Origin of the sequence: Micromonospora sp. A202, from assembly GCF_006715105.1 — a bacterium.
Taxonomy (GTDB): domain Bacteria; phylum Actinomycetota; class Actinomycetes; order Mycobacteriales; family Micromonosporaceae; genus Micromonospora; species Micromonospora zamorensis.
The window spans coordinates 4,236,293-4,256,221 of sequence record NZ_VFMP01000001.1; the positions used below are offsets into that span (position 1 = coordinate 4,236,293).

At 71.7% G+C, this 19,929-nt stretch carries 7 protein-coding genes; all 7 read right to left on the reverse strand.

Going from position 1 to position 19,929, the window contains the following annotated elements; all coding sequences use genetic code 11:
* Positions 1-9: 9 nt before the first annotated feature.
* On the reverse strand, positions 10-10,884 hold the full coding sequence (locus FBZ33_RS19620; protein ID WP_141910192.1) for a non-ribosomal peptide synthetase: 10,875 nt from the start codon (positions 10,882-10,884) through the stop codon (positions 10-12).
* Positions 10,881-15,938: a non-ribosomal peptide synthetase gene (locus FBZ33_RS19625; protein WP_141910193.1), complete on the reverse strand. Its 5,058-nt coding sequence runs from the start codon at positions 15,936-15,938 to the stop codon at positions 10,881-10,883. The genes FBZ33_RS19620 and FBZ33_RS19625 overlap by 4 nt, the downstream gene beginning before the upstream one ends.
* A 34-nt stretch (positions 15,939-15,972) precedes the next feature.
* Positions 15,973-16,185 (reverse strand): MbtH family NRPS accessory protein, encoded by a 213-nt coding sequence (locus FBZ33_RS19630; RefSeq protein WP_141910194.1) that lies wholly within the window; start codon positions 16,183-16,185, stop codon positions 15,973-15,975.
* 39 nt (positions 16,186-16,224) lie between these two features.
* The gene (sbnB, locus tag FBZ33_RS19635) at positions 16,225-17,220 is read right to left on the reverse strand and encodes a 2,3-diaminopropionate biosynthesis protein SbnB (RefSeq protein WP_141910195.1); all 996 of its coding nucleotides are present in this window, start codon (positions 17,218-17,220) and stop codon (positions 16,225-16,227) included.
* An 80-nt stretch (positions 17,221-17,300) separates the two neighbouring features.
* Positions 17,301-18,620, reverse strand: coding sequence for a condensation domain-containing protein (locus tag FBZ33_RS19640; protein WP_185755349.1), 1,320 nt, complete (start codon positions 18,618-18,620; stop codon positions 17,301-17,303).
* Between the two features lie 12 nt (positions 18,621-18,632).
* Positions 18,633-19,592: a 2,3-diaminopropionate biosynthesis protein SbnA gene (gene sbnA, locus FBZ33_RS19645; protein ID WP_221629559.1), complete on the reverse strand. Its 960-nt coding sequence runs from the start codon at positions 19,590-19,592 to the stop codon at positions 18,633-18,635.
* A gap of 59 nt (positions 19,593-19,651) precedes the next feature.
* A complete protein-coding gene (locus FBZ33_RS19650) occupies positions 19,652-19,927 on the reverse strand; it encodes an acyl carrier protein (RefSeq protein ID WP_141910198.1) in 276 nt (91 codons plus the stop codon).
* Positions 19,928-19,929: the final 2 nt, after the last annotated feature.

The window sequence follows — 19,929 nt, forward strand, 5'->3', positions numbered from 1 at the left end:
CGCGCCGGATCAGGCGCGCTCGTCGTCGGTGACCACGGGCCGCAGCACGGCCGCCGCGGCGCCCGCGTCGGGACCGGCGGTGCCCGCCCAGCCGGCCGCGAGAGTGCCGCGGCCGAAGGATGCGTCGCGCTCGGCGAGCGCGGCGGTCAGGTGCCGCACGACGTCCTTGCCGCCGTCGGCGTTGGTGAGGGCGACGAAGCCGGAGCCACCGGTGACCCGGCTGATCGCCATGTTCCAGTAGCCGGCGGGTTCGCCGCCGTGGCCGAACTCGAGGTCCGCGCTGGTGTCGTCGACGATCGTGCCGAGCCCGTAGAAGCTGCCCGGTTCGGCGCCGACGAGCTGCTGCGCGTAGGGCTGGGCGAGCAGCGCCCCCGGCTCCCCGAGCAGGCAGCGGCGCAGCTGCGCGGCGAAGGTGGCGAGGTCGCCCGCGGTTGACCACAACCCGGCCGCCGCGAGGTGCCCGCGCTCACGCCAGCCGCCGTCCAGCACCGTCCCCCGCCGGTCGTGTCCGAGCGCGACGCTGCGCCCCGCCGTACGCGGGAAGTCCTGCCCGAAGCTGCTGCCGGTCATCGCGAGCGGGTCGAACACGAGCCGGCGCATAAGCGGCTCGAAGGCTTCGCCGGTGACGTCCTCGAGGACCTGCTGCACGACCCAGTAGTGGGTGCTGGACTTGCGGAACGCCGACCCGGGCACCAGCTCGCGCCGGACCTCAGAGTTGACCGCGGGCGGCCGTCCGGTGAGCAGATCCAGCAGCGTGGGCACCGGCTCGCCGGGGCGGAAGCCGACGCTACGGTGCCGGGCCAGGCCGGCGCGGTGGCCGAGCAGGTGCCGCAGGGTGAGCGGCCCCGGCGCGTTCGCGTCGGCCGCGGGCCGCCAGGAGGTGAGGTACGCGTCGACGTCCAGGTCCAGGTCGAGTACCCCGTCCGCGACGAGCCGCAGGACGGCGAACGCAGTAAGGTGCTTGCTGATCGACCCGGTCTGGAAGATGGTGCCCGGCTCGACGGCCGGGTTGGCCTCCGCACCGAGCACACCGAGGCTGAGCGTCTCCGCCACCTCGCCGTCGCGCAGCAGCGCGATGCTCGCGCCCGGCACGTGGTTCTCCGCCATGACAGCGCGGAGGCCGTCGGCGAGATCCGGCAGGACGGCCAGTGACTCCGCTGCGCGGGCGCGGTCCACCAGGGCCGCGGCCTCGGCGAGCTTCGGGTCCTGCGCCCCGGGTGCCTCGCCGGCCCGCCGAAGCAGGTCGGCCAGAAGCACGGCCGACACCGTCACCTGGGGTTCGGGGGCGGCTGCCTGTGCGGCCTCCTCGGCTTCGTCGGCGTCGACGGCCGCGGCGAGTGCGTGCAGGGTCTCGTGCTGGTACATGCGCCAGATGGAGACGGTCAGCCCGGCCTGCCGGGCCGCGGCCAGCACCTTGATCATCAGAAGCGAGTGGCCGCCGAGGTCGGCGAAGCGGTCGTGCACGCCGATCTGGTCGACGCCGAGGACTTCGGACCAGATGCGGGCCAGGAGCCGTTCGGTGGGCGTCTCCGGCGGGACGAACTCGTCACCGGTGTCCATCGTGGCGCGGTCGGGTGCCGGCAGGGCCCGCCGGTCGACTTTGCCGTTGGCGTTGAGCGGGATGACGTCGAGACCGACGAACGCGGACGGAACCATGTACTCGGGCAACCGGACCCGGCACCACTGACCCAACTCACCGGCATCCACCACGCTGCCGTCCGCGGGCACCACATAGGCCACCAGACGACGATCACCCGGCGTCGGCTCGAACACCGACACCACCACATCCCGAACACAACCGTGCTCGGCCAGAACAGCCCGAACCTCACCCAACTCCACCCGATAACCACGAATCTTCACCTGATCATCGGCACGACCCAGAAACTCCACATTCCCATCCGGCAACCACCGCACCACATCACCCGTGCGATACAACCGCCCACCCGAACCGAACGGATCCGGAACAAACCGCTCCGCCGTCAAATCAGGACGACCCGCATAACCCCGAGCCACCCCCACACCACCCACGAACAACTCACCCACAACACCCACCGGAACCGGCTCCAACAGCGAATCCAAAACAAACATCCGCATATTCGGCAACGGCCGACCGATCGGCACCACATCACGACCCGACACCGACACCACCGGGAACACACACGTCCCCACCGACGCCTCCGTCGGACCATACTCATTCACCAACCGGCCAGGCCCCAACACCTCCAGACCCCGATCAGCCAACACCCCCGGCAACGCCTCACCAGCCACCACCAGAACCGACGCCAAACCCTGCGCCTGCTCCACCGACAACTGCGACGTCAACACCTCCAAATGCGCCGGCGTCAACTTCACAAACGAATAAGGACCACCCGCGGCCAACACCTCACCCAGATCCGCGACATCCACACCCTGACCCACCAACCGAACCGCCTGACCCGCCACCAACGGACCCCACAAATTCGGCACCACCAAATCAAAAGCAACCGACGAGAACAACGGCGCCCCACCCACACCCTGCGACGCCAACACATCCCTCGCCCACACCACATGATTCACCAAACCCGCATGCGAAACCTCCACACCCTTAGGCCGACCCGTCGACCCCGACGTGAAAATCACATACGCCAAACCACCCACCACATCCACCCGCGACACCCGGTCGACGGGCCCGTCCTGCAAAGAGCCGGTAAGCAACAAATCGATGCAGCCAAAGCAGTCCGCGTACCGACCAGACGTCACCGCGACCGAGACACCGGCGCTCTCCACCATCGCAGCGACACGCTCCACCGGGTAGGACGGATCAACCGGCACATACGCAGCCCCGGCCTTCCAAACGCCGAGCAACGCGGCGACCAAATCCGGGCCGCGATCGAGCAAAACCGCGACACGGGACTCGCTACGGACACCACGCTCCCGCAAGGCATACGCGAAAAGATTCCCGCGCCGATCAAGGTCGGCATACGTCACCGCCTCGTCCTCAAACCGCAGAGCAACCGCATCCGGGTTCTGCGCGGCCTGCGCCTCAAACAGCTGCAACACCGTCAGCGGCTCCACCTCCACCGCCGACTCGTTCCACCACACCAAAACCCGCTCGCGCTCCTCCACCGACAGGTACGACCCCAACGCATCACCACCACCACCCGCCGCCATCGACTCCAGCACCCGCCGATACAAACCCACCAAGCACTCCCCCGACTCCCGCGACAGGGCGTGCGTGTGCGTGGTGAGCAGGAGGTAGCCGCCGACAGCGGAGACCGCCAGGCCGAACTCGGTCGCGCCCTCGCCCACGCTCTGCTCGGAGTCCACCAGGTCGGTGTCGACGTGGTCGAAGTCCTGGTAGCTGAACCGGACGTCGAGCAGCCGGTCCACCGCGGCGAGGCGCTGCACGGCCGGCATCGGGTAGCGGCGGTGACCCCAGACCTCGCTCTCCCTGCGGAAGACCCGGCGGACGAGATCGTCCCAGGTGCGCGCGCCACGGTCGAAGGCGAACGGCAGCGTGTTGAGGTACATGCCGTACACCTGGTCGGCGCCGGGCGCCTCGGGCCGGGCGCTGAACACCAGGCCGGTGAAAAACGCCTCGTCGTGGGTGAGGATGCTCATGACCTTGAGGTGGGCGGCCAGCAGCACGCCCTTGAGCGAGGTGCCCGACTGGACGGCGAGGCCGCGCAGTCCCGATTCGAGGTCGCGCAGCGGCACGGCGACGCGGTACTTCTCCCGCGGCTGCGACGCATCCCCCGCCCACGCCGGCGGCAGAGTGAACCGGGCGTACCCGTCCACCACCGACCGCCAGTAGTCACGGTCCTCGTCGGAGGCCAGGGCGCGCCCCTCGGCCGCGATGAAGTCCGCGTACCGCACCGCCGGGGCGGCCCGTTCGGTGACCGGCTCGCCGTCGCGGAGCCGGGCGTACTCGGTCAGCAGTTCCATCAGCAGTGCGCGGTGGCTCCAGCCCTCGGTGATGGCGTGGCACACCGTCACGGTCAGCCACCAGGCGTCGTCCTCGAGGTGGGCGGTCATGCGCAGCAGCGGGGCCTGCTCGAGGTCGAACAGCGTGGCGCGCTCCCGGGCGGCGAAGTCAGCCAGCGCCTTGCGGCGCGCGTCCTCGTCCAGCCCGCGCAGGTCGCCGACCGCCACCGGGATCTCCGCGGTGGCGCGCACGACCTGCAGCGGCATCGACCACGAGTCGAGGTGGAAGGACGTACGCAGCATCTCGTGCCGCTCGGTCACGACGGCGGCCGCGGCGCGCAGTGCCTCCTCGGCGAAGGGTGAGCCGTCACGGACCCGGAACGACGACACGTTGTGGTAGGCGTGCTGCTCGCGGTCGGCGAACATCTCGACGAGCATGCCGAGCTGCACCTGCGACAGCGGGTACGCGTCCATCGCGTCCGCCGGCAGCTTCGCCCGGTCGTCGTCGCTAATCTGGGCGAAGGGGGCCACGTACTCCTCGACCTCGGCGACGCCGGGCCGTCCGGTCAGGAACTCGCAGAGCTCGGCGACCGTACGGTGCTCGAAGACCTCCCGGACCCCGACGTCGAAGCCGGCGCCCCGCAGCGCGCCGACGAGCGCCACCGCGCGGATCGAGTGGCCGCCCAGCTCGAAGAAGCCGTCGGTGACGCCGACCCGCTCGCGCCCGAGGACGTCGGCCCAGATCTGCGCGACCCGCTCCTCGGTGACCGTACGGGGTGCGACGTAGCCGTCGTCCGCTCCGGGAACGTCGTCCGGGGACGGCAGGGCCCGCCGGTCGACTTTGCCGTTGGCGTTGAGCGGGATGACGTCGAGACCGACGAACGCGGACGGAACCATGTACTCGGGCAACCGGACCCGGCACCACTGACCCAACTCACCGGCATCCACCACGCTGCCGTCCGCGGGCACCACATAGGCCACCAGACGACGATCACCCGGCGTCGGCTCGAACACCGACACCACCACATCCCGAACACAACCGTGCTCGGCCAGAACAGCCCGAACCTCACCCAACTCCACCCGATAACCACGAATCTTCACCTGATCATCGGCACGACCCAGAAACTCCACATTCCCATCCGGCAACCACCGCACCACATCACCCGTGCGATACAACCGCCCACCCGAACCGAACGGATCCGGAACAAACCGCTCCGCCGTCAAATCAGGACGACCCGCATAACCCCGAGCCACCCCCACACCACCCACGAACAACTCACCCACAACACCCACCGGAACCGGCTCCAACAGCGAATCCAAAACAAACATCCGCATATTCGGCAACGGCCGACCGATCGGCACCACATCACGACCCGACACCGACACCACCGGGAACACACACGTCCCCACCGACGCCTCCGTCGGACCATACTCATTCACCAACCGGCCAGGCCCCAACACCTCCAGACCCCGATCAGCCAACACCCCCGGCAACGCCTCACCAGCCACCACCAGAACCGACGCCAAACCCTGCGCCTGCTCCACCGACAACTGCGACGTCAACACCTCCAAATGCGCCGGCGTCAACTTCACAAACGAATAAGGACCACCCGCGGCCAACACCTCACCCAGATCCGCGACATCCACACCCTGACCCACCAACCGAACCGCCTGACCCGCCACCAACGGACCCCACAAATTCGGCACCACCAAATCAAAAGCAACCGACGAGAACAACGGCGCCCCACCCACACCCTGCGACGCCAACACATCCCTCGCCCACACCACATGATTCACCAAACCCGCATGCGAAACCTCCACACCCTTAGGCCGACCCGTCGACCCCGACGTGAAAATCACATACGCCAAACCACCCACCACATCCACCCGCGACACCCGGTCGACGGGCCCGTCCTGCAAAGAGCCGGTAAGCAACAAATCGATGCAGCCAAAGCAGTCCGCGTACCGACCAGACGTCACCGCGACCGAGACACCGGCGCTCTCCACCATCGCAGCGACACGCTCCACCGGGTAGGACGGATCAACCGGCACATACGCAGCCCCGGCCTTCCAAACGCCGAGCAACGCGGCGACCAAATCCGGGCCGCGATCGAGCAAAACCGCGACACGGGACTCGCTACGGACACCACGCTCCCGCAAGGCATACGCGAAAAGATTCCCGCGCCGATCAAGGTCGGCATACGTCACCGCCTCGTCCTCAAACCGCAGAGCAACCGCATCCGGGTTCTGCGCGGCCTGCGCCTCAAACAGCTGCAACACCGTCAGCGGCTCCACCTCCACCGCCGACTCGTTCCACCACACCAAAACCCGCTCGCGCTCCTCCACCGACAGGTACGACCCCAACGCATCACCACCACCACCCGCCGCCATCGACTCCAGCACCCGCCGATACAAACCCACCAAGCACTCCCCCGACTCCCGCGACAGGGCGTGGGTATCGGTGGTCAGGGTGATGTGCCCGACCCGGGCCGAGACGGCGAACGGGAACTCCGTGGGGCTGTCGTCGATGCTCGCCAGGTAGTCGACCAGTTCCCGGTCGACCTGGTGGAAGTCGTGGTAGCTGAACCGGACGGTGAGCAGCCGGTCGACGCCGGCCGCGCGCTGGATCTCCGACATCGGGAAGCGGCGGTGCGGCCACAGCTCCACCTCGCGGGCGAAGACCCGGCGGACGAGTTCCTCCCACGTACGCGCGCCCCGGTCGAAGGCGAACGGGACGGTGTTGAGGTACATGCCGTACACCTGGTCGGCGCCCGAGGCCTCCGGTCGGCCGTTGCACACCAGGCCGGTGACGAAGGACTCCTCCTCGGTGAGCATGCTCATCACCTTGAGGTGGGCGGAGAACAGCACGCTCTTGAGCGAGGCGCGGGCGGCGACGGCCAGCTTGCGTAGGCTGTCCTCCAGGTCGTGCCACGGTACGGCGACGCGGTACTTCTCCCGCGGCTGCGACGCATCCCCCGCCCACGCCTGCGGCAGAGTGAACCGGGCGTACCCGTCCACGATCGACTGCCAGTAGCCGCGCTCCTCCTCCGACGCGAGCGATCGTCCTTCCGCGGCGATGAAGTCCGCGTACCGGACGGCGGGCACGGGCGGCTGCGAGAGCTCCGAGCCGGTCCGCAGCGCGCGGTAGACCTCGATGATCTCCATGATCAGCGAGTGGCAGCTCCAGCCCTCCAGGATCGGGTGGCACTCGGCCGCGGTCAGCCACCACGCGCCGTCGTACTCGTGGGCGCAGATCCGGAACAGCGGGGGCACGGCGAGGTCGAAGAGCTTGCCCCGCTCCTCGGCGGTGAACTCCCGCAGCGAACGGTCGAGCTCGTCGGCGTCGAGGCCCCGCAGGTCACGGACGGCGACCGGCATCTCCGCGCTCGCGTGCACGACCTGCATGGGCACCGAGTAGCCGGTGAGGTCCAGCGAGGTCCGCAGGATCTCGTGCCGCTGCACGATCAGGTGCGCCGCGCGCCGCAGGGCGTCCACGTCGAACGGCTCGTCGTCGCGGATCCGGAATGACGTTACGTTGTGGTAGACGTGTAGCGCCGTGTCGTTGAGCATCTCGACGACCATGCCGACCTGCGTCTGGGCCATCGGGTACGCGTCCACCGCGTCCACCGGCAGCTTCGCCCGGTCCGCCTCCCCGATCAGCTTGAACGGGGCCACGACGGGGTCGAGCTGATCCAGCGCGGGCCGGCCGGTGAGCAGCTCCGCGAGGTCCTCGATCGTGCGGTACTCGAACACGTCGCGCACGGCGATGTCGAAGCCGGCCGCGCGCAGCTCGCCGACGAGCGCCACCGCCCGGATCGAGTCACCGCCCAGCTCGAAGAAGGGCTCGGTGACGCCAACCTGGTCGAGACCGAGCACGCGGGTCCAGACCTGGGCCAGCCGCTCCTCGGTGACCGTGCGCGGGCTGACCTGCTCACGGCCGCCGAGCGCGGTGTCCGCGTCCGGCTCGGGCAGCGCGGCCTTGTCGAGCTTGCCGTTGCCGGTCAGCGGGATCGTGGCGACCGGCACGAACGCCGACGGGACCATGTACTCCGACAGGGTCCGGGACAACGCGGCCCGCAGCGCGGCGCGGTCCAGTTCGTCGCCGATGGCGGGCACCACGTACGCGACCAGCCGCTGGTCGGCGCCCGTGCCGCGGACCACCACGACAGCGTCGTGCACCTCGGGCAGCGCCACCAGCGCGGCGACGATTTCCCCCAGTTCGATGCGGAAGCCGCGGATCTTCACCTGGTCGTCCGCGCGGCCCAGGAACTCCAGGCTGCCGTCGGCACGGCGGCGCGCGAGGTCGCCGCTGCGGTACAGCCGGGCGCCGGCCGGGCCGTACGGGTCGGGCACGAACCGCTCGGCGGTCAGCGCCGGGCGGCCCAGGTACCCGCGGGCCACGCCGAGGCCGCCGACGCAGATCTCGCCCACGACGCCGGTGGGGACGAGGTTGCCGGCCTCGTCGAGCAGGTGCACCCGCAGGTCGCCCAGCGGGGACCCGACCGGGCTGCCGGCGTGCGGGTCGAGGTCGGCCGCGGTGAGCCGGTGGTACGTGACGTGCACCGTGGTCTCGGTTATGCCGTACATGTTGATGAGCTGCGGCGCGTCGAGCCCCAGCCGTGCCGCCCAGGGCCGCAGCTCGGCCGGTTCCAGGCGCTCCCCGCCGAAGACGACCGCGCGCAGGCTCAGCGCGTCCAGCCGCGGATCGGCGGCGAACGCCACGAGCGAGCGGAACGACGACGGCGTCTGGTTGAGGATCGTGACGCGCTCGGCGACCAGCAGGTCGAGGAAGTCCTCCGGTGAGCGGGTGACGTCCTGCGGCACGACGACGAGGCGGCCGCCGTGCAGCAGGGCGCCCCACAGCTCCCACACCGAGAAGTCGAAGGCGTACGAGTGGAACAGCGTCCAGACGTCACCGGCGGAGAAGTGGAATTGTTCGGCGGTGACGGTGAACAGGCGCAGCACGTTGGCGTGGGTGACGCCCACGCCCTTGGGCTTGCCGGTCGAGCCGGAGGTGTAAATGACGTACGCGACGTCGTCCGGCACGGCTAGCGGCGCCGGGTCGTCGCACGGCCTGCCCAGCAGGAAGGCGGTATCCGCGTCCAGGACGAGGGTCTCGCCGTCGTGCACCCCGCCGAGCTTGCCCGCGTGCCGCTGCTCGGTGACGACCATGGAGACGTCGGCGTCGGCGAGGATGAAGGACAGCCGGTCGGCGGGCTGGGCGGGGTCGAGCGGCAGATAACCGGCGCCGGCCTTGAGCACACCGAGCAGCGCGGGCACGAGGTCGGCGCCGCGCTCGAGACTCACCGCGACCAGTGCGCCGGGCCGGGCACCAGCCGCGACCAGGTGGTGGGCGATGCGGTTGGCGCGCTCGTTGAGCTCGCGGTAGGTCAACGACTCACCGGCGTACGTGACGGCCGGCGCGTCCGGGGTGCTGCGGGCCTGCCGCTGGAAGATCTCGACCGCGGTGGTAGGCACCGGGGTGGTCTCCGCGGCGGAGGGCGCCGCGGCGAGCACGGCCAGCTCCTGCGGCGCCACCAGGTCCAGACCGGACAGACGGGTGCCGGGATCGGCGACCGCGGCACCGAGCAGCCGGATCACGTGATCGGCGAGGCGCTGCGCCGTGGTCTCGTCGAAGAGGGCCGTCGCATACTCCAGGCGGCCGCCCAGCGAGCCGTCGGCCGCCTCGTGGAGCTGCAGGTCGAGGTCGAACTTCGCGCCGCCGCCGGTGCCCTCGTACGGAACCGTCTCCACGCCGGGCAGCTGGAACGCGGTGGCGCGGTCGCCGTGCATGGTGAAGGCCACCTGGAACAGCGGGGTCCGCGACAGGTCCCGCTCGGGCTGCAGTTCGTCGACCAGGCGGGCGAACGGCACACCCTGGTGGTCGAACGCCTCCAGCACGGTGTCGCGCACGGCGCCGAGCAGCGTGGCGAACGACGGGTCGCCGTCCCAACGGCCGCGCAGCACAAGGCTGTTGATGCCGTATCCGATGAGGTCCTGGATTTCGGGCCGCACCCGCCCGGACACGACGGTGCCGACGGGGACGTCCGCGCGGCCGCTCCACCGGGCAAGCACCGCCTGGTACGCGGCCAGCAGCACCATGAACGGCGTCGCGTCGTGGCGCGCGGCGAGGTCCCGCACACCCGTCATCAGCTCGGCGGGCAGCACCAGCGGCACCACGGCACCGACGCCGTCGCGGCGGGCCGGGCGGGGACGGTCGGTGGGCAGGTCGAGGTGGGGCAGGCCGGCGAGCTGCCTGTGCCAGTACGCGAGGTGCCGATCGAGCGCCCCGGCCGAGAGCTGCTCGCGCTGCCAGGCCGCGAAGTCGGCGTACTGCACGTCGAGCGGCGGGCGCGGGGACCCGACACCGGCGAGCGCGGCGGCGTAGTCCTCGCTCAGCTCGCGCCCGACGATCCCGATCGACCACGCGTCGAAGGCGATGTGATGGAAGACGATGGCGAGCACGTGCTCGTCCTCGGCGAGCCGGATGAGGCGGGCACGCACCGGCTGGTCCTCGGCGAGGTCGAACGGGCGGCGCAGGTCCTCCTCGACGAACGCGAGCGCGGCGGCCTCCCGCTCCGCCGGGCTGCCCGACCCCGAGGGCACGCTGAGCCGCAGCTCGGCCGTACCGATGTCGTCGACGACCTGGGTGACCTCGCCGCCGTCCATCCGGTAGCGGGTGCGCAGGATCTCGTGCCGGCCCAGCAGCCGGCGCCACGCCTCGCCCAGGGCGACGGTGTCCAGCTGACCCCGCAGGCGCACGACCAGCGGGACCAGGTATTCCGAGCTGTCGGGCTCGAGCCTGTTGAGGAACCACATCTGCTGCTGTCCGTACGACAGCGGCAGCGGCCCGGAACGGTCGGCGCGCTCGATGGCCGGGCGCCGGCGGGTGGTGGACCTGCCGGCGAGCCGCCGGCGCAGCAGCTCCTCCCGCGCCTCTGACGTGCCGGCCGCGGTGGGGTGGTCAGAACCGGTGCTCATCTGTCGCGCTCCTTAGCCGTCAGTTCCTCGCTCGCGATCTCGCTGTCGGAAAGCGCGGCGATCTCCGCCCGGATGCGCTCCTCGACGACGGCCGCCAGCTGGGCGACCGTCGGGCCCTCGAACACCGTGCGGACGGCGAACCCGATCTCGAACTCCTCCTGGATCCGGGAGATCAGCCGGATCGCGAGGATCGAGTTGCCGCCGATGTGGAAGAAGTTGTCCTTCGCGCCGATCCGCTCGAGGCCCAGCAGCTCGGCGCACGCGGCGCCGATGCGCTGCTGCACCGGTCCGGACAGCGGCACGTACCCGGCGTCACGGTCGGTGCCGTCCGGCCCGGGCAGGGCGCGGCGGTCGACCTTGCCGTTGGCGGTCAGCGGGATGGCATCCAGGGCGGTGAACGTGGCCGGCACCAGATAGTCGGGCAGCGTCCGGGCGCAGTGCCCGGCCATCCCGGTGACCGGTCCGCGGCCAGGCTCGGGCACGTAGTACGCGGCAAGCTCGGTCTCGCCCGCCGCGGAGGTCACGGCCAGCACCACGGCCTCGCGCACGTCGGGGTGGGCCAGCAGCACGGCCTGGGCCTCGCCGGGTTCGACGCGGTAGCCGCGGATCTTCACCTGGTCGTCGGCGCGGCCAAGGATGACGACCTCGCCGTCCGGGCCGCGGCGCACCAGGTCGCCAGTGCGATACAGCCGCGAGCCGGGCGGTCCGAACGGGTCCGGGACGAAGCGTTCGGCGGTGAGGTCGGGGCGGCCCGCGTAGCCGCGCGCCACACCGGTGCCGCCGGCGTACAGCTCCCCGACGACGCCGGGCGGGACCAGCCGGCCGTCCGCGTCCAGCACGTGCATGACCATGTTGGGCAGCGGGTGGCCGATCGGCAGCACCTTGGCGTCGGTGGTGGCCGGGACGGGGTGGATGCAGGTGCCGACGGTCGCTTCGGTGGGGCCGTACTCGTTGATGAGCAGCACGTCGGGCGCCAGGCGCCGCCACCGCAGCAGCGTCGCCCGGGTGAACGCCTCACCCGCCACGACCAGCACCGGCGCGAGCTCACGCGCCTGCGCCGGGGTGAGTTGCAGCGCGAGCACGTCCAGGTGTCCCGGCGTGAGCTTCACGAAGCTGAACGCGCCCGCGGCGGCCAGCGTGCGGCCCAGGTCGGCCAGGTCGGCATCCTGCGCGACCAGGAAGACCCGCTGACCGCAGATCAGCGGGGCCCACAGGTTGGGCACCGCGAGGTCGAAGGCGACCGAGGAGAACAGCGGCGCGCCCCCGGCGCCGCGCGACGCCAGCTCCCGCGCCGCCCAGGCGACGTGGTTGACCAGGCCGCGGTGGGTCACCTCGACGCCCTTCGGGCGCCCGGTGGAACCCGAGGTGAAGATGACGTAGGCGAGGTCGTCGAGGGCGGCCTCGCGCGCCGGGGCGGTTCCCGGGTACGCCTCCGCGTGGTCGAGCAGCACCAGGTGCGGCACCGAGAACAGGCCCGCGTGGCGTTCCTGCGTCACCACCGTGCGGGCGCCCGCGCTGTCCAACATGGACGCGATGCGCTCCGCCGGGTACGACGGATCGAGCGGGACGTACGCTGCCCCCGCCTTCCACACCGCGAGCAGGCTGGCCACCAGGCCCGCGCCGCGGTCGACGAGGACACCTACCCGGGCCTGGTCCGCGTCTGCGGACCGTCGGCCGGCGCCCTGCTCGTGCAGCCGGTGCGCGAGCCGGTTGGCCCACCCGTCGAGTTCCGCGTAGGTCAGCCGGACATCGCCCTCGACCGCGACCGCGCCGGGAGTCCGGGCGGCCTGCGCCTCGAACTCGGCCAGCACGGACCGTTCCTGCGCGGGGTGGTACGAGGCGTTCCAGGTGTCGAGCAGCAGCGTGCGCTCCTGCTCGGAGAGCAGCTCGACGGCGCCGAGGACAACCGTGGGCGCCCCGGCGACCTCGCGCAGCAGGGTCACGAAGTGCTCCGCCATGCGGGCCACCGTGGAACGGTCGAAAAGAGCCGTCGCGTACTCCAGCACCCCGTCCAGGGCGCCGTCGGCGGTGCGGCGCATGAACAGCGAGAGGTCGGTCTTGGCGACCTGCCACGCGGAGACGAACGAGGCCATGTCGTCGTCGTTCATGGCGACGCTGGTGACTCCCTCGCTGTGCAGATCGAAGGCGACCTGGTAGAGCGGCGTACGGGACAGGTCGCGCTCAGGCTGCAGGTGGTCGACCAGCACCTCGAAGGGGATCTCCTGGTGCAGCATCGCCTCGCGGACGACGTCGCGGACCCGGTCCAGTGCGGCGGTGAACGGCAGGTCGCCGGCCAGGCCGCAGCGCACGACGAGGGAGTTCAGGAAGAACCCGACCGTCGAGTCGACCTCCTCCCGGAGGCGGCCGGCGACCGGCGTGCCCACCGCCACGTCCCACTGCCCGCTGAACCGGGCCACCATCGCGGCGTACGCGGTGAGCAGCGTCATGAACAGCGTGGCGTCGTGCGAGCGGCCCAGCGCGGCAAGGCGCTCGGCCAGCTCCGGGTCGATGCGCAGCGGGACGACGGCCCCGTGCGGGTCGCGCTCCGCGGGGCGCGGATGGTCCGCCGGCAGCTCCACCGTGGGCAGCCCGTCCAGGGCGGTACGCCAGTACGCCAGCTCCTGCATGACGTACGCGGGGGTGAACCGCGCGGCCTGCCAGGCGCCGTAGTCCGCGTACTGCACCGGGAGCGGGGCCAGCACCGGCTCCCGGCCCTCCTGGACGGCGGCGACCAGCTCGCGGATCTCACGTTCGAGCACCACCGTCGACCAGCCGTCGGAGGCGATGTGATGCATGGTCAGCAGCAGGACCTCGCCCTCGGCGCCGAGCCGGGCGAGCAGGGCCCGCCACAGCACGCCCTCGGCGAGATCGAAGCCGAGCTGGAACTGCTCGGCGAAGCGGTCGCCGAGCTGCTCCGGCACCGTGTCGACGACGCGCAGCTCCACCGGTGCCTCGCCAGGCGCCATGATGATCTGGCGCGGCTCGCCGCCGTCGTCGGTGTAGCGGGTGCGCAGCGCCTCGTGCCGCGCCGCGACCGTCTGCAGCGCGCCACGCACCACCTCGGCGGGCACCCCGGCGGGCAGCCGCAGGAAGAGCGGGGCCACCCATTCGGGGCTGCCGGGGTGCATGCGGTCGAGGAACCACAGCCGCCGCTGCCCCGAGGACAGCGGCAGCGGGCCGCTGCGCGGGATCGGCACGACGGGTGTGCCGCCGTCGCGGAAGGCCGCCTCGGTCGCCTTTTCCGGCGTGGCGGCGGGCTCCGTGCTGCCGGCGATGAGGCGGGCCTGGGCCTCGACCGTGGTCGCGGCGAACAGGCCGCGCAGCGCGATCTGCTCCCCCGTCGCGTTGCGCAGGCGTACGGCGAGCCGGGTCAGCTGCAGCGACGTGCCGCCGAGGGAGAAGAAGTCGTCGTGGACGCCCACCTTCTCGGCCCCGAGCAGCTCCGCCCAGACGTCGGCGACCAGCTGCTCGGTCTCGGTGCGCGGGGCGATGAAGCCCGGCTGCGCGACGGCGACCTCGTCGAGGGCGGGCAGCGCGGCACGATCGATCTTGCCGCTGGTGGTCAGCGGGAACTCGGCCACGACCCGGAACGACGAGGGGATGTGGCTCTCGGGCAGTTGGTCGTGCAGGTACGCCCGCAGCTCGTCCGAGGCGACCGGCTTGCGGGTGGTCAGGTACGCGGCGAGCCGCTTGCCCCCGTCGGGCGCCTCGGCGGCGAGCACGGCCACGCCCCGCACGGCCGGATGGGCGGCGAGCGCGGCCTCGATCTCGCCGGGCTCGATCCGTACCCCGTTGACCTTGATCTGCTGGTCCAGCCGGCCCAGGTACTCCAGCGTGTGGTCGCTGCGCCAGCGCACGGCGTCGCCGGTGCGGTAGAGCCGGGTTCCGGGCGCTCCGTACGGGTCGGGCACAAACCGCTCCGCCGTCAGCGCGGGACGCCCGAGGTAGCCGCGGGCGACGCCGGCGCCGCCGGCGTACAGCTCGCCGGGCACGCCGACGGGCACCGGGTCGCCGGCCGGGTCGAGCACCATCACGCGCAGGCCCGACAGCGGCCGGCCGATGGGCACCGGTCCGGTGGTCTGCGCGGGGTCGGCGAGTTGGGCGGTCACGTCGATGGCGCACTCGGTCGGGCCGTACGTGTTCCACACCGTCAGGTCGTGGCCGAGGCGTTCCCGCACCCGGGACACCAGTTCGGCGTGCAGCGGTTCGCCCGCGGAGAACAGCAGGCGCAGCGCGCCGCACCGGCTCCACAGCTCGGCAGGCTCCTCCGCGAGCAGCCGCAGCACCGAGGGGACGACCTGGAGGACGGTCACGTCGTGGCGCGCGACGGCCGCCAGCATCGCGGCCGGGTCCCGCTCCGCACCGACGGGCGCGGCGACCACGGTGGCTCCGGCGACGAGCGGCGCGGCGATCTCCCAGACCGCCGCGTCGAACCCGATGGAGGTCTTGTGCAGGACGCGGTCCCCCGGCCCGAGGCCGTGCGCGGACACGGCCCAGTCGACCCGGTTGGCGATGCCCCCGTGGGTCACCGCCACCGCCTTCGGGCGTCCGGTCGAGCCCGAGGTGAAGATCGCGTACGCAAGGTCGCCGGCCGTGACCACCGCCGTGAACTCCGGCTCGTCGCCGTCGCCTGGCGCACCGGGCTGCAGGACCTCGGCGCCGGCGGAGCGCGCTGCGGACTCCAGCTCCGGGGTCACGAAGGCCAGCTCGGCGCCCACGTCGGTGAGCAGGCCGGTGAGCCGGGCCGGCGGGTTACCGGGGTCAAGCGGGACGAAGGCCGCCCCGGCCCGCCACGTGGCGAGCAGCGCCACGACGAGGCCGGCGCCCCGCTCGAGGCACACGCCGACCAGCGATCCGGGGCCGGCCCCCCGCTCGCGCAGCAGCCGGGCGGTCCGCCCGGCCGCGGCGTGCAGCTCCCGGTAGGTGACGGAGCGTTCCGCGTCCACGACGGCGATCGCGTCCGGTGTGCGACGAGCCTGCTCAGCGAGGCGCGCGACGAGCAGGGCTGCGGCGCCGCTGTCGCCGGCGGTGACCGGCGGAAGTTCGGTGGTCACGGGCACTCCTGTCCAGGTGGCGGGCGATCGGGGATTACGCGGCGCTGTCCAGGCGCTTACGCACGCTCAGCGGGCGCATGTCGGTCCACACCGCGGCGATGTGCTCCAGGCACTTCTCCTTCGGGCCCTCGAAGCCCTCGGCGCGCCACCCGGCCGGCACCTCGCGGTCGCTGCGCCAGATGGAGTACTGCTCCTCGTGGTTGAGCACGACGAGGTAGGTGCGGTCGTCGATCGCGTCGGCGGTCATGGTTCGCTCCTTGTGCGGCTGGGGATGACGAATCGATGGTCAGGGCAGGAAGTCGTCGACGCGGACGCCGAGCGAGGCGGCCGCGGCCGTACGGCGCACGAACTCGGCCAGCGCGATGTCGAGCACGCCGAGGCCGAAGGGCGAGAAGACGACGGGGCGGTACGGGTCGCGGGTCACCGTGGCGCTGCCGCGCAGCAGCGCGCCCAGCGACGCGGTCACGAAGTCACGGCCGCCGGTGCTCTGCTCGGCCAGGTGCAGCGACGTGCGCTCGCGGCAAACGTGGTCGGCGTCGTCGACGACGTTGGTCGCCGCGAGGATCGTCGGGACGGTGAGGTCACGCAGCGACACGTGCAGCACGGTGGTGTCCGGCGGCGAGGCCGTCAGGTCCATGTGCGGCTCGGCGGCGGTGGTGGCCAGCGACACGAGCCGGTGCCGGCCGACGAGCTCGAACGCGGTCGCGGCGGTGGTCACCCGCAGCGCGGGGAACTCCGCGGCACACCGGTCGGCAAAGGCGGCCGCCCGCTGCGGGTTGGTGTCGAAGCAGGCCGCCTCGGTCAGCCCGGGCAGGGTGACGGTGAGAAAGCGCAGGATCTCGTGGTTGATGACGCCGCAGCCGATCAGGCCCACGGCGGACGGCGGCGCCTCGATGGTGAGCTCCCGGGCGGCCAGGGCCGCGCTCGCGGCGGTGCGCCGCGCCGAGACGACCGCGCCCTCGACCACCGCCGCCGGGCGCCCGTCCTCGAGGGAGTTGAGCACGATGGAGGCGCTCGCCCGCTCCCGTCCCCGGGCGACGTTGCCGGGGAACGAGGCGATCCACTTAATGCCGGCCGCGGGCGCCGGGCCTCCGGCGTAGGCGGGAAGCCCGATGATCCGATCCCGGCTGTGCGCCTCCTCCGGAAAGCGCAAGAAGACGGAGTGCGGTACGGCGGACTGCCCGGCGTCGTGCAACCGGTAGGTGTCGGCGACGAGGTCGACGATCTCCTTCTCCCGGCCGGCCAGCACCGTCTCCACGTCCGCGCGCCGAAGGATCAGCATGGGGCTCCTCAGTTAAAGACCATCTCGATGAGCCCAGCCTGCAGGGGGCGGCTATACCGGCCCTATACGAAGCGGGTGCCCTACAGGGCACCGGATCCGAGGCTCAGCAGGAACGCCAGATCGTTCTCGGCGACGACCGCGGGGCGGGTCACCGGCTGACCCGGGTCCTCGACCGACGCCTCGACCATCAACCGGTAGATCCCGGCCAGCCGCTCGACCGTCTCCGGCAGGAAGAGGTCGCGGTTGTACCGCAGCAGGGCGGTGAACCGGGAGCCGCTCTGCAGCACCTCCACCGTGAGGTCGAGCTGGCCCTCCTGCTGCGGGACGTCGACCAGCTCGAGGTCGAGCCCGGCGTGCCGGACCGGCCCGTCGAACAGCCCCGGCACGGGCAGCCGGTCCGCCGCCACCAGCGTGAAGGTCACCGGCAGCGGCGGCAGGGCGTCGCACAGCTCGGTCGGCAGCCCGTTGTGGGTCATGCCGGCCAGCATCTGGCGCGCGGCCGCGGAGATGACGTCACCGAACGTCGGCGTCGCCTCGAAGCGGGCGGCGATCGGCAGGATGTTGACGTAGTACCCGACCGCGTCCCGGCTTCCGGGCACCGACCGGGTGGTGGCCGGGCAGCCGACGAGGAAGTCGGTCCCGCACCCGAAGCGGTACAGCGCCGCCTGGAACGTGCCGAGCAGCCACGCGAACGGGGTGATGCCGTGCGCCGCCGCGGATGACTGGACGCGGGCGCCCAGCGTGGCCGGCAGCTCGAGGGTGTGGGTGGCGCCGTTGAGGGTGCGCTGCGCCGGGCGGGGGTGGTCGCTCAGCAGCTCGGCTCCGGCTAGAGAGGCGCAGACCGTACGCCAGTGCTCCCGGGCGCGCTCGCCGCGGGCGGAGGCGGTGAGTTGCTGCTCGGTCCGTACCCGGTCGTCCCAGGGCAGGACGGCGGGCAGGGACGCGCCGGGGTCCTCGTACAGACGCAGCAGGTCGCGCATGAGCAGCCACTGCGACGTCGCGTCGGTGACGAGGTGGTGGGCGGCGGTGACGAGTACCGCTTCGCCGGGCGCCCGGGTCAGCAGGACCACCCGGAAGGCGCCGGAGGTCTCCAGCGCGAACGGCTCCTCACCGGCGCGCCGGGCCAGGTCGAAGAGCTCGGCGTCGCTCGCGCCGGGCACGGGCCGCACGTCGAGCCGGACACTGTCCGCCGGGCGCAGCGCGCGCAGGTGCCGGCCGGCCGCGGTCATGGTGAAGGTGGAGCGCAACAGCTCGTGCCGCTCGGCCAGGGCGGTCACGGCCCGTTCCAGGCGCGCCCGTGCGAGCGGCGAGCGCACCCGTACGGCCAGCACCACGTTGAAGGCGGAGCTGTGCGGATCGAGCTGGTGGGCGAGCCACAGCGCCTCCTGTCCGGCGCTCATCAACATCGGATCTCAGCCCTTCCAGAGGTGGGCGATCTCCCCGAAGTTCTCGTGCACCCAGGAGTCGGAGTAGATCGTGTCGAGGTAGCGGTCGCCGCCGTCCGGAAAGATCAGCACGCAGTTGGCGCCGGCGGGGACGCGGTCGGCGTACTTGAGCAGGGCGGCCACCGTGGCGCCCGAGGAACCGCCGGCGAGCACGGCCTCCCGGTCGATGAGCTGCCGGCAGGCGACCACGCAGTCGAGGTCGGTCACGTGGATGACCTCGCCGGCCGCGGACGAGTCCAGCAGCGGCGGCACCACCGAGGCGCCGTGGCCCGGGATCAGCCGCCGCGTCGACTCCAGGCCGAAGATGGCACTGCCCAGCGCGTCCACCGCGATCACGTGGGTGTTCAGCCCTTCGCGGCGGATGTGGTCGGCGCAGCCCCGCAGGGTGCCGAACGTGCTGACCGAGGCGAACAGGTAGTCGACCCGCCCATCCAGCGCCTCGGCGATCTCGCTCATGGTGGTCTCGTGGGCCAGCGGGTTGAGCGGGTTCGCGTACTGGTTGGGCCAGAAGGCGTCGGGTATCTCCTCGACCAGTTCCCGTACCCGGCGCAGCCGCACGGGCAGGTACTCGCCGGTGAGCTCGTCGCGTTCGGTGATGACCTCCACCTCCGCGCCGAACGCGCGCAGGATGGCCAGGTTGACCCCGGTGGTCTTGCCGTCCACCACGCAGATGAAGCGCAGGCCGAGGTTCCGGCAGATCTGGGCCAGCCCGACGGCGAGGTTGCCGGAGCTCGACTCGACCACGACGGAGCGGCCCGGGACCACCCGGCCGTCGCGCAGCGCGCCGTTGAGCATGCTCAGCGCGCTGCGGTCCTTGATGCTCCCGCCGGGATTGAATCGCTCCACCTTGGCGAAGACGTTGAAGGCGGCGCCCGGCACCAGGCTGCTGAGCTCCACGAGGGGAGTCCTGCCGATGGTCGCCAGAATGCCTTTGTAGGGTTTGTCCCGCACGGCTGTCCTTCCCCTGGAGGCGAATGCCGGTCGCGTCAGCGGTCGCCCGCGACGAGGCCGGTCAGGTGGGCCGTCATGGCGTTCACCGTTGGGTGGTCCCACGCCATCGTGGCCTCCACCACGACGCCGAAGCGGTCCTCGACGTCGCCGCAGAGGGTGAGCGCGTAGACCGAGTCCAGCCCGAGGTCGACCAGCGGCGCGCTGACGTCGATCTCGGCGGCCGGCCGTTCGAGGTAGAACGCCACGCGTTCCACCAGCCACGCCCGGATCGTCCCGGCCGTCGCCGTCGTGGTGTGCGAGGTCTCTGTCATCG

Excerpts from the sequence above, each read along its gene's own strand:
- FBZ33_RS19620 (WP_141910192.1), bottom strand. The coding sequence starts at position 10,884 with ATGAGCACCGGTTCTGACCACCCCACCGCGGCCGGCACGTCAGAGGCG.
- FBZ33_RS19630 (WP_141910194.1), bottom strand. The coding sequence starts at position 16,185 with ATGACCGCCGACGCGATCGACGACCGCACCTACCTCGTCGTGCTCAAC.
- sbnB (WP_141910195.1), bottom strand. The coding sequence starts at position 17,220 with ATGCTGATCCTTCGGCGCGCGGACGTGGAGACGGTGCTGGCCGGCCGG.
- FBZ33_RS19640 (WP_185755349.1), bottom strand. The coding sequence starts at position 18,620 with ATGAGCGCCGGACAGGAGGCGCTGTGGCTCGCCCACCAGCTCGATCCG.
- FBZ33_RS19650 (WP_141910198.1), bottom strand. The coding sequence starts at position 19,927 with ATGACAGAGACCTCGCACACCACGACGGCGACGGCCGGGACGATCCGG.